We start from the raw sequence: 14,091 nt of genomic DNA on the forward strand, positions 1-14,091 counted from the left end.
ATTTCTGTGCGACGAGCCTTTGCATCTTACCGTACCTTAGTTACTGCCGCGATTGTCAACTGTCAACAGAAGGCCGATCCAGCCAGTCCGCCAGCATCTTCGCCAAGCCAGCGATTTCGGTATCGCTCGCCGCATCCATCTTGGCTCTGTGCGGGTGAGGCTTCGCGATCGCACCGGGCACGAGCTGCGCGACATACTCGAGGTCGGCAAATGGCCCGTCGGTTGGCGCGCAGGTCACCAGCGTCGGACACGAGATCTTCGGCAGGCGCTCTTCCGAGGGGTACAGCACGGCAAGACGGTACGGCACGTGCGACCATTCGATGCCCTTGAAGACCTCGAGCGCGTAGGCGTGCAATTCCTGCGCGTTCGGCAGGGGATTGCCGCGGAAGTGCGCGGGATCGCGCCGGTAGGCAGGAAAGAAGTAAAACGAGTCCTTCAGCCGGCTCCACGCCTTGTAAAATTGAGTGCCGTCTTCATCAATGAACTGACTGAAGTCGAGCGACGCGGCGTATTCCTCCCAGAATGCGCTCGGCCCGCGTCGCATCCCGTCGAGAATGAGCTTGCGTACCCTCTGCGGAAAGCCAAGGGCCAGCTCAGCGGCGATGCGGCCGCCGGTGTGAGTCCCGAACAGATCGACGCATTCGAACTCGGAGCCCATCGACGTCAGCGCCTCGGCGTAGAAGCGCGCATAATCGACAAAGGTCACGTCGCTGGACGGCGGCGGACACGAGTCCCCCTGCCCCATTGTATCGAAAGCAATGACTGTCCGGCTTTGCGCAAGATACTGAATTTGACGCGCGAGCGAATGCGATGACGAAGGCGATCCGTGAAACATGACCAGCGGTAGGGCCTTTCGCGCACCGGCCGGCCGGGCGTATCGATAGTGCACCTGCCCGACAGGCGTATCGGCAAAGCCGCGCTTGATGGTTGTTTGCATTTGAGGTTCGATCCGTTCCCTGATCAGCGGTCAGCTTTCCTCAACACCGAGCATCTCGCCGGTGTTCAGCCGCCATTTCACGCGCAGATAGAAACCGCTCACGATCGGATCGGCCGGCACCAGTTCATGAACCCGCGACATCACGGACGGCAGAATGCGAAGCGCGGCTCGCCCTTCCCAGGCCTCTACGATCTCATAGTCCTCGAGACCGAAGTGCAGCACCTCGCGTCGGCTTACGGTCTTTCCCGTCGGGTCCGGGATGGTGCGAACCGTAAGACGGCTGGCATTTCTCGGAACATTGGCGGGGTCGGCGCGGCGCTCGATATTGAAGTCCATCGAGATGAGCTTCTGGCCGCGACGCTGCACCAGCCCATGGATCTGATTGCCGGACCAGCGCAGCGGCGTGTCATCGCACATCACTTTCGGCATGCCGTAGACTTCACGCCCGACAAGCATCGCCTCTTCGGTCGACGTCCACAGGTAGGGCGTATAGGGAGCTTCGATATCCTTGTAGCGACCTGTCACAACGACTCCGCACTCATGGAAGGCGCCGCAATGCGGGATCTGCAGCATGTCGCCGATGAAGAGCGATGTGCGGGAATTCGCGGCGAGCGTGAGAGGTGGCGATACGGATGTCCGCAGCGCCGACTGGTTGGCGGAATCGAACGTGACAACGAGAATCTTGCCCTCGACCATGTCGTAGGGCGGCGCACCGTAAAGCGGACTTGCATACGGAACCGTGTAAGGCGCTTTGCGATTCAACACTGGTGCATTCATCGGCGAACAGACACCTTTCTCTTCTTGTTGTCACTCGACGCTCCCATCCTGCAGTTGATCAGGATGCGCCGACCTTGCGCCTGGAGGTCTGTTCTACGCCGCTCTCGTCCGCGTAGTGACAGGCGCTGAGATGTGCCGGACCGGTCCGCTCGACCAGTTCAGGCTCCAGCTGCGCACATTTCTCTGTGGCCTTGAGGCAGCGTGTGCGGAATGCGCATCCCGACGGCGGTGAGAGCGGGTTCGGCATGTCGCCGGAAAGCACGATGCGCTCGCTCGACCTGGCGCGCGCCGGGTCCGGTGCGGGAATCGCCGAAAGCAAGGCTTGTGTATACGGGTGAGCAGGCGATCCGAACACCTGATCGCGGCTGCCGAACTCGATCAGCTTGCCGAGATACATCACTGCCACATCGTCAGAGATGTGATGAACCACGGAGAGATCGTGGGAGATGAAAAGGTACGAGAGGCCGAGTTCTCGCTGCAGGCTCTTGAGCAGGTTGATCACCTGGGCCTGGATCGACACGTCCAGCGCGGAGACTGCCTCGTCGAGGATCATGACGTCCGGGCCAAGCGCGAGCGCACGTGCGATGGCGATGCGCTGGCGCTGCCCTCCGGAAAACTCCGGCGGCCGCCTTCCGGCGACTTCAGGCGACAACCCGACGTGTTGCAGCAATTCATTGACGCGCGCGGCGTTGTAGCGACCGTTGATCCGCAGCGGCTCGGCAATAACCTCATGGACCGTCATGCGTGGATCGAGCGACGCATAAGGATCCTGGAAGACGACCTGCAATTCCTTGCGCTTCGGGCGAAGCCGCGACGGCTTCATCGTCGTGATGTCCGCGTCCATCAACCAGATCTTACCCTCAGTCGGGTCGATCAGTCTCAGGATGAGTCGACCGAGAGTGGACTTCCCGCACCCGGACTCGCCGACAAGGCCCAGCGTGCGGCCGCTTGCCAGCGAAAGCGAAACTGCGCGCACGGCTTTCAGATGGTCATGTCCCCAACCCTTGCGCCGTCGGATGGCAAAGTCCTTGCTCAGTTGCTCGATGCGCAGCACCGGCGCTTTGGTGGCCGGCTCTTTCCGATCCGAGCCATGAGCGACGTCGCCGGAGAGGACCACTGCAGTCTTGCGCGACCACTCCGCAACTTCTTCGGCAAAATGACAGGCGCTTCGATGATCGGCGCCAACCTGCCGGAACTCCGGCAGTTGCTCGCGACATGGAGACCGGCCGTCCGACAAGGCGCATCGGGGATGGAAGACGCAGCCCGGAGGACGCTTCGCGAGGTTCGGGACCTGCCCTGGAATCGAATAGAGCTCGCCGACATTACGATCCAATCGCGGCAAGCTGGAAATGAGACCAACAGTGTACGGATGACGCGGCTGGGCGAAGATCGGGTCCACCGGCGCCCGTTCCATCATCCGCCCACCGTACATTACCGCGACACGGTTGGCGGTTTCCGCCACGAGGCCGAGATCGTGAGTGATCAGCACCATGGCCGCGCCGGTCTTGGCGCGCACCCTGGCGAGCACCTTCATCACCTGCGCCTGAATCGTCACATCGAGCGCGGTGGTGGGCTCATCTGCGATCAGCAGATCGGGATCGTTTGCCATCGCAATCGCAATCATCACCCGCTGACGCATGCCGCCGGAGAATTCGTTCGGATATTGCTGGTAGCGCCGCTCGGGGTCGGGGATGTTGACGAGGCCGAGCAGCTCGATCGCGCGCGCCCGGACTTCAGCCTTTGACATCGCCGGATTATGCAGCCGGACCGTCTCGGCGATCTGAGACCCAACCCGCAGTACGGGATTGAGGGACGTCATGGGGTCCTGGAACACCATGGACATCGACTTGCCGCGGACCTTGCGCATCTGCTCGAACGACAGGTCCGTTAGGCTTTGTCCCCGCAGAATAACCTTCCCGGAGGTCAGTTGCACCGGCGCGGGCAACAGCCCCATGACCGCGAGCATCGTCATGCTTTTGCCGGAGCCAGACTCACCGACAAGACCGAAGACCTCGTGCGGAAACACATCGAACGTCGCGCCATCCACGAGACGTGTCATGCCCTGTTCCGACGGCACCTCGATCACGAGATCGCGCACGGAAAGGACCGGTTCCGGCGAGGCCGAGGTCGGAGGTTGATTTTGATCCATGCTCGACATCAGCTGGCTTTCACCACTTCGGCCGACATGTCGTTCTCCGACGTAAAGGTCTGCGAATAAATCTGGACGCCGGCAACGAGCATGAACAACGCGATGCTCGGCAGTACCGACAGCCACGGGTCGAGTTCGAGGTAGGTCTGACCTTCGCTCACCATCAAACCCCAGCTCGGTAGTGGCGGTTGCACCCCGAGGCCCAGATAACTCAGCGCCGATTCCAGTACGATGATCTGACCCAGTTCGTACGAGCCGACGATCAGCATCTGCGGAAGCACATTGGGCAAGAGATGCTTGCGGATATTCCACGTCGCCGTCGCTCCCTGTGTGGTCGCGGACAACACGAATTCTCGCTCGCGCAGGCTCAGAGCCATGGCCCGCGCGACGCGTCCGTAGGCGACCCAGCTGGTCAACCCGAGCAGAATGGCAAGCTTGAAGACACCGGAGCCGAGGATTGCAGCGACCGCGATCAGAAGCAGCACGCGCGGAATCGAAAGCTGAAGATCCGCGATGCCCATGATGACGTTCTCAACCCAGCCGCGGAAGAAGCCCGCCAGCAGGCCGAGCGCGACCCCTATGACGAGACTGACGATTACTGCCGAAAAGCCGATGAAGAGCGAGACCTGCCCCGCCAACGCGAGTCGACTCACCATGTCCCGCCCCAGCGTATCCGTTCCCAACAGATACATCCGACCGTCGAATGAAACACCGCCCGGCGGCAACAGGCTTGCCGACAGGTTCTGACCGTAGGGGTCGTATGTCGGCAGCAGCGGAACGACGGCGATCAGAAGCAGAATGCCGAACAGAAGCGCGAGCGCTACGCCGGTTGAAACGCGGATCTTTCTCATCAGGCGACCCTCACGCGCGGATCGAGGAAGCCGTAGAGGATGTCGACGATCAGATTCACAAGAACGAAGATCAGCGAAATGATGAAAACCCCGGCGATGATCACCGGGTAGTCACGCTGACTCACCGACTGGACAATCAATCGTCCGACTCCCGGCCAGCTGAACACGGTCTCCGTGACCACGGTGCCGCCCAGCAGAAGGCCGAGATTGATGCCGGCGATGGTCACGAGCGGCAGGAGCGCGTTAGGCAGCATGTGCTTGAGAATGACCGTCGTGCGGCTCTGCCCTTTGCTGTAAGCCGTGCGCACGTAGTCCTGGCGCTGCTCGGCCGACAGCGAAGCGTTGAAGAGTCGCAGATACAGCGCTAGCTCGTAGGTCGCGAGCGTGAGGGCCGGCAGGACGAGATGCTGGATCGTGCCGCGCCCGAGCGACGGCAGCCAGCGCAGCCACACGGAAAAGATCAGGATGAGGATCAGCCCGAACGAGAACACGGGGATCGCCTGCCTTGCCAGCGCCAGCCACATGATCGTGGTGCGGACCTTGGCGCTGGTCGTCAGGCGCATCAGCAATCCGATCGCGAAAGCCAGGAGAATCCCCAGCACGAACGCGGTGAGCGCGAGTTCAAGCGTGGCGGGCACGCGCTCGAGCACCAGATCCAGCGCCGACGTTCGTTGACGCAGCGAAACACCAAAATCTCCGCCCAGCGCATTCGTCAGAAATTTCACGTACTGGACGATCAGAGACTGATCCAGCCCGAGCGCCGACCGCAGCCGCCTGATGTCCTCGTCCGTCGCCTCCACCGGCAGCAGTAGCAACGCCGGATCGCCAGCAAGCCGGACGAGGAAGAACGTCACCGTCATCACGCCCAGGACGGTCAAGACCGACTGGAAGGCACGCCGAAGAATGAAATAAGCCATCCGACCCCGCTTTCGAGCCGTGGATATCCGGCCCGATCTTACTTCGACGACCAGGATCGAGCCCGCCAACCCCCGCACGCGAATTTGCTTGCGGGACGACGAACTGTCAACAGTTCACAATAGCTCTTTTTTGAGGCAGACTGATGTTGCAGGGATCAATCAAGGGAGATCGAGGTGCCGACGCAACGTCGAATTCCGCGAACAATCGCCGCACTGCTGGTGGCTGGCGCTCTGACCGTCGCATGCGGCGCAGCCGCACAAAACGCACCGAGCAAGGTTGTCGCGGCGCTCAGCTCTGACATCGCGACACTCGACCCCACCATCTACCACGCAATCATCAGCTTCCATGCGCGTCTGAACATCTTCGACGCGCTAACCGATATTGGCCCTGACAGCAGCGTCGTTCCCCGCCTTGCGACAAAATGGGAAAAAAGTGGGGACGCAAAACAATGGATCTTCACGATCCGGACGGATGCAAAGTTCCACAATGGCGATCCGGTCACCATCGACGACGTGATTTTCTCTTATCAAAAGATCATGGACGACGAAAAGTCGCCGACGCGCGTGTACGTGAACAACATCCAGTCGATCGATCGGATTTCGGATACGCAACTGCGCTTCAACCTGAAGACGCCGTTCGCTCCGTTCGATCGCAACGCCACGCTGATCGCCGTAATTCCGAAGAGGGCATATACCGAGATGGGTGCCGACGCGTTCGGCCGGAAGGCGATCGGCTCGGGGCCCTATCGCGTTGTCAACTGGATCAAGGACGATCGGCTCGAACTGGAGGCGTTCGACGGCTGGTGGGGCGGCAACCCCTCGATCAAACAGGTGGTGCTCCGCCCTGTCCCAAGCGAGTCTGCACGCTCGGCTGCGCTGCTGTCGGGCGAAGTCGACATCGTTCCGGCCCTGCCACCGGCGTTGATGCAAACGCTCAGCAATCGCCCAGGCGTCAAGGTGAAGGTCAACGACGGCTACAAGGTTGTGTACCTCGGCTTCAATCCGGCCGACCCTGCATTGAAGGACATCCGGATGCGCCAGGCGGTCGATGCCGCGATCGATCGCAACGCGATCGGCCAGCAGTTGCTGAGAGGAATGGGCCTGCCGATCGGGCAGATTTTGGCCAAAGTCACTTTCGGCCACGACGACAAGCGGCCGCCGACCAAATACGATCCCGAACGTGCCAAACAGCTCGTGAAGGAGAGCGGCTACAACGGTGAGCCGATCACGTTCCAGTACCCGAACGACTTCATTGCGTCTGCGGATGCCGTCGCCTCGGCAGTCGCGGGCTACCTGAAGGCGGCAGGCGTCAACGTGAAGCTGGAGGGCATGGAGTACAACAGCTTCTACGCCCTTTGGTCGGGCAAGAAACTCGGCGGGATGCACATGTTCGTCTTCGGGCCAAGCCTGTTGGATGGCGACGTCCCGATCTTCAGCATCTTTGCCACCAAGGGCAATCGTGGCTACATGTTCGATCCGAAAGTCGACCAGCTCGCCGAGGACCAGCGTTCGGAAAGCGACCCGAAAAAGCGGGCCGAGATCATGGCGCAGCTCTGGCGCGAGACCGATCGCTATCAGCCCTTCGCTTACCTGTTCAACGAGCGGCAGGCGGTTGGCCTGAGGGACGGTGTCGAATGGGAGGCGCCCCCTGAGGGCTATATCCGGTTCTGGCAGGTCACGCGAACAACCGCACGCTAGATCGAGCAACTTCCACGGTTTGCGGGCCGTTTCCCGCAGATTTTGGCGCGAAATGAGGCACATCAATGCCTCACAAAGGTGCGACTCCACGGGGAACGTGTTAGAGAATCAGCCATGTCGCTTCTGAAACCTATTTCCTCCGCATCACTTGCCGAGATCGCCTTTTCGAACCTTGTCGAAGCCATCTCTGCAGGCGAATTCGAGCCTGGACAGCGCCTGTCGGAGGCAGACCTTGCGCGCCGCTTCGGGATCAGTCGGGGACCGCTGCGGGAAGCACTCCAGCGCCTTGAAGGCCGGCTCGTTACGCGCCGCGCCAGGGTCGGCGTTCGCGTCATCGAACTCTCGCCGGAGACCATTCGCGAGCTTTTTCTGATCCGGGAGGCTCTCGAAGGCATGGCCGCACGCCTTGCGACGGAAAACGCGCGCAAGCCGCATGTGAAAGCGCTTCGCAATCTGCTTTCGCGGCACGCGAAAGACCCCGCCCTGAAAGCGGGTTCAGCTTACAAACAAGGCACCTTCGACAGCGACTTTCACGCCACGATCGTGCGTCTCGCCGGCAATCAGCGCCTGGAAGAGATGCTGCACGACCACTTGTACTATCAGTTGCGGCTCTACCGCTATCAATCGAGCGCGAAATCCGGACGCGCACTGGTCGCGTTCGATGAGCATGTTGCGATCGTCGATGCGATCGAGAGCGGCGACGCAGCCGCCGCCGAAGCCGCGATGCGCGCACACATTCGCAACGCCTACAACAGCTTTGCGCAGCGCGGACAGAGCCGCGCGCGCAAGAACGGCAGCGCTCGCGCTGTCGCAGCCGAATAACAACCGACGACTTCTTCCGACGCAGGAGCCTTGAGCGCCACGCAAGTCGGCTGCGCTCTGCTTGAGTTGCCGACTGTCAACAATCGGCATACTGTCCGCTTCGGAGGTCCCACGTTTCGAACAGAGCCATGCCGACACTCGTTGCAAAGCAATGCGCGGTTCTCGTTGTCGATATGCAGAACGACTTCTGCCATCGCGAGGGCCACTACGGTCTTTGCGGCAACGATATCTCCGACTTCATTTCGGCGATCGATCCGGTTTCGCGGCTGGTTGGCAAGGCGCGCACCGCAGGTGCGACCGTGGGATACACGCGCCTGGTTTATGACAAGCCCGCCGGGTCCATGGAGGACAGGCACGTCCTGAAGCCGCGGCGCTGGATACCGAAGGGCGAACGGCTTCGGCCCGGCACCTGGGGTGCTGCGGTCATCGACCAGTTGACCCCCCTCCCCGGCGACATCGTCACCGACAAGGCAGGCTATTCGGCGTTCGAGGGAACAGACCTTGAGGCGCAACTGCGCAGTCGCGGCATAACGACGATCATCGTCTGCGGCGTCGTAACCTATGCCTGCGTGCTCGCGACGGCATTTTCGGCGTTCGATCGCGGCTTCGACATCGTGCTCGCCAGTGACGCGACAGGCAGCTGGAGCAGCACGCTCGCCTCAGCAAGCTCCGAGATCGTCGATCTTTTGCTCGGACATGCAGCGCGCATCGACGAAATCCAACTCACGGGCCAGCCGCCCGCCGACACCACGGCCCCACGAGCCGCAGTGAACTAAAAGAACATCTTCAACACAGGAAAACTGACCCCGCGATGACCACCGCCTTCACGCCGCTGAGCCTCCCCGACATTCTGCGCCAGCCCCGCGACAAGGTGCGCGCGCTGCAGGATCGCCTGCTGCGCGAGACTGTGGAACTCGCCTACAATCATCATCCGTTCTACAGCAAGCTGATGCGCAAGGAGCGGCTCGAGCCGCGCCACATCCAGACCTGCGACGAACTCGTGCGTCTGCCGACATCGTCGAAGGCAGACTTCCTCGCCGACCCCGACGCATTCCGTCTCGATCCTGAAAGCGTTCCACCCGAGCAGGGCACGCTCTGGAAGATCGTCTACACGACAGGCACCACCACCGGCCGGCCGGCGCCGATCTACGTCGCTGCGCACGATCACTTCGGCTACATGTTCGCATTCGCGCAGCGGCAAGAGCTGATCGGTCTGAAGGACAGCGACCGGATTGCCAATCTCTTTCCGCTCACGCCGTTTCCGATGGGCGCCTACGCGCGCGCGCCGGACGAGGTGGGCTCAATCGGCGCCGCCGTCGTTTTCACCAACACGGGCAATGCGCAGAGCCAGTATCCGGTCAATCGCGGTCTCGACGCGGCCGTCCGCGCGGTCGAGCGGCATCGCGTCACGGTGCTGTGGGGCGTTGCCGGTTTCGTGCGCCGCGTGCTGATGCGCGCCCAGGAACTGGGGGCCGATTTCAAGTCCGTCCGCATGGCGATGATCACGGGCGAAGCCTCGTCGACCGCGATGCGCGACGATCTGCGTCGCCGCATGCGCGAACTGGGGGCCGCCGACACGAAGATCGTCAATCGCTACGGCTCGACGGAGCAGGGCGGCACGATGATCGAATGCCAGGAAGGTGCGGGCTTCCACAGCCTAATCCCGGATCAGCTATTCCACGAGGTGATCAATCCGCAGACCGGTGAACGGTTGGCCGACGGACAGTCCGGCATGCTCGCCTTCACGCATCTGATGCGACGCGGAACGCTGTTCCTACGCTACATCGTCGGCGATGTAGTCTCGCTCAGCCACGATGTATGTCCGCATTGCGGCCGTACGTCGCCACGGATCATTTCTCAACCTGTGCGCTCGGGAGATATCATCAAGATTAAGGGTGCGCTGGTCAATCTCCAGGTCCTGAAAGATCGCCTCGACCACCTTCCGGCGCTGGACGAGTATCAGATCGTCGTGCAGCCGTCGGACCGCAACGATCCATTCTCCATGGACGAGCTTGTGATCAAGTTGGCCGCGAAACCGGAGGATCAGCAGGCTCTGTCCACGGATATCCTGGCGGAGGTAGCCAAGATCATCCTGGTGCGCCCGCGCATCGAAATCGTCGACCGCGACGAAATCTACGATCCCTTGGTCGCGGCAAAACCGAAGCGTGTCGTCGACCTTCGCCCTCCACGTTGATCGAGGAAGCTGCCGGAACGCAGTACGGCTCGATGAAACTGCGTTCCGTCATATTGCTGCTGCCCATCGGGCGTCACATGGAATCTGCACTCGGTAGATCGGATCGGCTTTCAGAATTTGCCGCAAGAACTTGCATTCCCGGCACAACGCTGGCGATGACCGCGCGGTTGATCGCGTCGCCCTTTAACAGACACTTCTCACGTCGCCCCCACCTCGCGCACCGGCAGCTTCGCCCCGTTGCCTAGACCGCTGCTTTGGAGCTGTTCCAGCAGCTGCGCACGACGCGCAGCCGCACGCGCTATGCTTGCGTCCTTGACGTGTCCATATCCGCGGATTTCGTCAGGGAGCGAGGCGAGCGCAACGGCGACGGCATGGTTTTCTGGCGTCAGACGTCTGCCGATCTCGTCAAGAAACGCGAGATACTCTTCGATCAGCCGCCGCTCGGTCCGCCTTTCAAGGGTGTAGCCGAAGGGATCGGCCCACGTGCCGCGCAGTCCACGCAGTTTGGCGAGGCCTCTCAGGAGCAGCAGCGTTGAGGGACCATACGCACGCTTCCTGAGACGCCCGCTCGCGGAATCCTTCTTGGCCAGCAGCGGCGGCGCCATGTGGAAGACGACCTTGTACGGCCCTTCGAATTCCCGCTCGATGCGTTTGAAGAAAGCCGGATCGGACAGGAGCCGCGCCACCTCGTACTCATCCTTGTAGGCCATCAGCTTGTAGCCATAGCGGGCGACGGCCTCACTCAGCGCGGTTTGCCCGGGGACGCGCTCCTGTTCGAGCCGCCGGATCCACTCGACGGCCCTGCAATAGCGTTCGCTGTAGGCGGAGCCCTGGAACTCGATCAGCGCCTTGGCACGGTGGGCGATCAATCCATCCAGCGTGGACGTATCCGGCGCAGCCCCCTCTCCGCTGTCCGCCACCAGACCGGGTTGAACAGCAATCCGTCGGCCCCAGCCGAACGCGGCGAGGTTGGCTTCCACCGCTACACCGTTCAGTCGGATCGCCTTTTCGATCGCCATCCGCGTCAGCGGAATCCAACCCTTCTGCCAGGCCATGCCGAGGAGTAACAGGTTGACGCCGAGGATATCGCCCGTCAGCGAGCGCGCGTACGTATCGGCCGGTACAAACTCGGTGCGCGCCTCATCGAGGCGCTCGACCAGTCGTTGCTTCAACTCATCGACTGGGAAACGCGCTTTTGCGTTGCGCAGGAACGATCCGGTCTGGGTCGCGCCGGTGTTGATGATCGCATGCTCAGTTCCTGCGCCGACCCGCGAGAGAATATCCGGCATCGCCGCCACGACGATGTCGGCCGCAATCAGCACCTTGGCGGCTCCCGCTGCAATACGTTCGGCATGGATGGCCTCCGACCGCTCGGCGACGATCACGTGGCTGGCGACCAGACCCCCTTTCTGTGCAGAGCCGGTGACGTCGTTGACTGTGCAAACCTTGTTGTCGGTCCGTGCGGCAGTGCCGAGCAGGGCACCGATCGTGACGATGCCGGTACCACCGATGCCTGCGACCAGGATCGAGAGCGGCTGGGCACAATCGGCGAGCACCGGCTCCGGGATCTCCGCATCGCGGTCGACGACCGGCGCGGCTTTGCGGAGCTGACCTCCTTCGATCGTCACGAAACTGGGGCAAAAGCCGTCAAGGCAGGAAAAATCCTTGTTGCACGACGACTGGTCGATCTGGCGCTTGGTCCCAAGCTCGGTCTCGACCGGACGGACCGACAGGCAGTTGGACTTGACGCCGCAGTCGCCACAGCCTTCGCAGACAGCTTCATTGATGACCGCGCGCCGCGCGGGATCTGGAAATTGACCACGCTTGCGCCGGCGTCGTTTCTCCGCCGCACAGGTCTGGTCATAGATCAGGGCCGACACGCCGCGGAAGTTGGCGAGCTCGCGCTGGACCGCATCTAGATCGTCACGGTGATGAACGGTCACCATCTGTGGGATGCCGGCATCGGGCGGATACTTGCCCGGGTCGTCCGCAACCAAAGCAATCCGCTTCACCCCCTCGGCCTTGAGCTGCTGCGTGAGCTGCGGGACTGTCAGCGTGCCGTCGAGCGGCTGTCCACCGGTCATCGCAACCGCGTCGTTGTAGAGAATTTTGAAGGTGATCGGGACGTCGGCGGCAACGGTGGCGCGCACACAGAGCTGCCCTGAATGGAAATAGGTGCCGTCGCCGACATTCTGGAAAATGTGCTTGAGATCGGTGAACGGCGAAATGCCGATCCAGCTGGCGCCTTCGCCGCCCATATGCGTCATCGTCAGGATGCTGCGGTCCATGGCGCGAGCCATCGTGTGGCAGCCGATCCCTGCGATGACGACACTGTTCTCCGGCGCCACTGTCGAGCGATTGTGCGGACAGCCGGAACAGAAGTAAGGTGTCCGCGTCAGCACGTCGGCGTTGGCGATCTTTCCGCGCCGGGTCACGACGCTGGCGAGACGCTCGTTGAGAGACGTAGGGGCACCGCGCGCAACGAGCCGCGGCACGATCGCCTCGGCCACCAGGATCGGATCGATCTCACGCGAGTCCGTCAGCAGGATCGATCCTTGCTCGTCGCGCTTGCCGACGACGCGCGGCGATCGCGCGAGAGCCGCGTCGAAGAGGATAGCTTTCACCTGCTCCTCGATCAGGCCGCGCTTTTCCTCGACAACGATGATGAGGTCGAGACCTTCCGCGAACGTCCGGATGCCGACAGGATCGAGCGGCCAGACCATTCCGAGCTTGCGAAGCCGGATGCCGGCTGCCGCAGCCTGGTCATCATCGAGTCCCAGGTCGGCGAACGCCTGCCGAACATCGAGATAGGCCTTGCCGGCGGTCAGAATCCCAACGCGCGCCGTGCCGCTGTCTATCTCGGTGCGATCGATCCCGTTCGCGCGCGCAAACGCGATGGCGGCCGGCAGCCGGTAGCGCTTGACGCGCTCTTCGTAGGCGCCCCGGTCATTTTCGCTCGCGCGGATGTTGAGGCCGCCGGGAGGAAGCTCGATGTCAGTCGGAATGACGAACGGCGCACGCTGGTCGGGGATGTCAACGATCGCCGAACTCTCGGCGCTGATGCCGGCGAGCTTGAAACCGGTCCACAACCCGCAGAACCGCGACAGCGCAAAGCCGAACAAGCCGAATGAGACGAACTCCTTCACGCCGGCCGGTACGACGACAGGCATCATCCAGTCGACGAAGGCGAATTCGCTTTGCGCGCCGAACGCCGAGGATTTCGACGCATGGTCGTCGCCGACGATGGCCAGCACGCCGCCATGCTGTGACGAACCGGCCTGATTAGCATGCCGTATCGCATCACCCGAGCGGTCCAGACCCGGTCCCTTGCCGTACCAGATGCCGAAGACGCCGTCGTAGCGCGGCCCGGGAAACTGGCTGACCTGTTGCGTACCCCACAGCGACGTCGCGGCGATCTCCTCGTTCACGCCCGGCTGGAAGCGAATGTGGTGCTCGTCGAGAAAGCTTTGCGCGCGCCACAACTCCCGATCGAAACCGCCCATGGGAGAACCACGGTATCCGGAAACGAAGCCAGCGGTGTTCAGGCCGGCCCTCGCATCCGAGCGGCGCTGTTCGAGCGCAAGCCGCACCAGAGCCTGCATTCCGGTCATGAACACCGGGCCGTGCAACTGCCGGTATTTATCGTCGAGCGTGACTTCGATTGCGTTCATGACCCCCACTCGTCTGTTGATCTGCAGCGCTTTTTCCAAACGCGGAGACCATCCGACGAAGGCCGCGACGATTGG

General features: G+C 62.1%; 10 protein-coding genes. 4 read left to right on the forward strand and 6 right to left on the reverse strand.

Annotation, left to right across the window (positions count from 1 at the left end; genetic code table 11):
• Positions 1-55: 55 nt before the first annotated feature.
• From RCO31_RS06510 to RCO31_RS06530, 5 genes are all read right to left on the reverse strand, one after another.
• The gene (locus RCO31_RS06510) at positions 56-937 is read right to left on the reverse strand and encodes an alpha/beta hydrolase (protein WP_308967436.1); all 882 of its coding nucleotides are present in this window, start codon (positions 935-937) and stop codon (positions 56-58) included.
• Positions 938-967: 30 nt separating this feature from the next.
• Positions 968-1,702, reverse strand: a complete 735-nt coding sequence (locus RCO31_RS06515; RefSeq protein WP_308967437.1) for an acetoacetate decarboxylase family protein — start codon at positions 1,700-1,702, stop codon at positions 968-970.
• 70 nt (positions 1,703-1,772) lie between these two features.
• The gene (locus RCO31_RS06520) at positions 1,773-3,863 is read right to left on the reverse strand and encodes an ABC transporter ATP-binding protein (RefSeq protein ID WP_308967438.1); all 2,091 of its coding nucleotides are present in this window, start codon (positions 3,861-3,863) and stop codon (positions 1,773-1,775) included.
• Between the two features lie 8 nt (positions 3,864-3,871).
• On the reverse strand, positions 3,872-4,714 hold the full coding sequence (locus tag RCO31_RS06525) for an ABC transporter permease (RefSeq protein ID WP_308967439.1): 843 nt from the start codon (positions 4,712-4,714) through the stop codon (positions 3,872-3,874).
• The gene (locus tag RCO31_RS06530; RefSeq protein ID WP_308967440.1) at positions 4,714-5,631 is read right to left on the reverse strand and encodes an ABC transporter permease; all 918 of its coding nucleotides are present in this window, start codon (positions 5,629-5,631) and stop codon (positions 4,714-4,716) included. The genes RCO31_RS06525 and RCO31_RS06530 overlap by 1 nt, the downstream gene beginning before the upstream one ends.
• Before the next feature lie 174 nt (positions 5,632-5,805).
• Here RCO31_RS06530 and RCO31_RS06535 point away from each other — a divergent pair, with 174 nt between their 5' ends.
• The 4 genes from RCO31_RS06535 to RCO31_RS06550 all read left to right on the forward strand — a co-directional run bounded on the left by RCO31_RS06535 (position 5,806) and on the right by RCO31_RS06550 (position 10,345).
• Positions 5,806-7,329, forward strand: coding sequence for an ABC transporter substrate-binding protein (locus RCO31_RS06535; protein WP_308967441.1), 1,524 nt, complete (start codon positions 5,806-5,808; stop codon positions 7,327-7,329).
• A gap of 114 nt (positions 7,330-7,443) precedes the next feature.
• Positions 7,444-8,151 carry a GntR family transcriptional regulator gene (locus tag RCO31_RS06540; RefSeq protein WP_308967442.1) on the forward strand — a complete coding sequence of 236 codons (708 nt, stop codon included), beginning with the start codon at positions 7,444-7,446 and terminating at the stop codon, positions 8,149-8,151.
• 128 nt (positions 8,152-8,279) lie between these two features.
• Positions 8,280-8,927, forward strand: a complete 648-nt coding sequence (locus RCO31_RS06545; RefSeq protein ID WP_308967443.1) for an isochorismatase family cysteine hydrolase — start codon at positions 8,280-8,282, stop codon at positions 8,925-8,927.
• Between the two features lie 35 nt (positions 8,928-8,962).
• Entirely contained in the window at positions 8,963-10,345 is a 1,383-nt protein-coding gene (locus RCO31_RS06550; RefSeq protein WP_374991436.1) for a phenylacetate--CoA ligase family protein, read from the forward strand.
• Positions 10,346-10,542: 197 nt separating this feature from the next.
• On the opposite strand, the gene RCO31_RS06555 is transcribed toward RCO31_RS06550, so the two are convergent.
• Positions 10,543-14,016, reverse strand: coding sequence for an indolepyruvate ferredoxin oxidoreductase family protein (locus RCO31_RS06555; protein ID WP_308967444.1), 3,474 nt, complete (start codon positions 14,014-14,016; stop codon positions 10,543-10,545).
• Positions 14,017-14,091: the final 75 nt, after the last annotated feature.

The sequence above is a fragment of the Bradyrhizobium sp. LHD-71 genome (assembly GCF_031157255.1).
Classification (GTDB): Bacteria; Pseudomonadota; Alphaproteobacteria; order Rhizobiales; family Xanthobacteraceae; genus P52-10.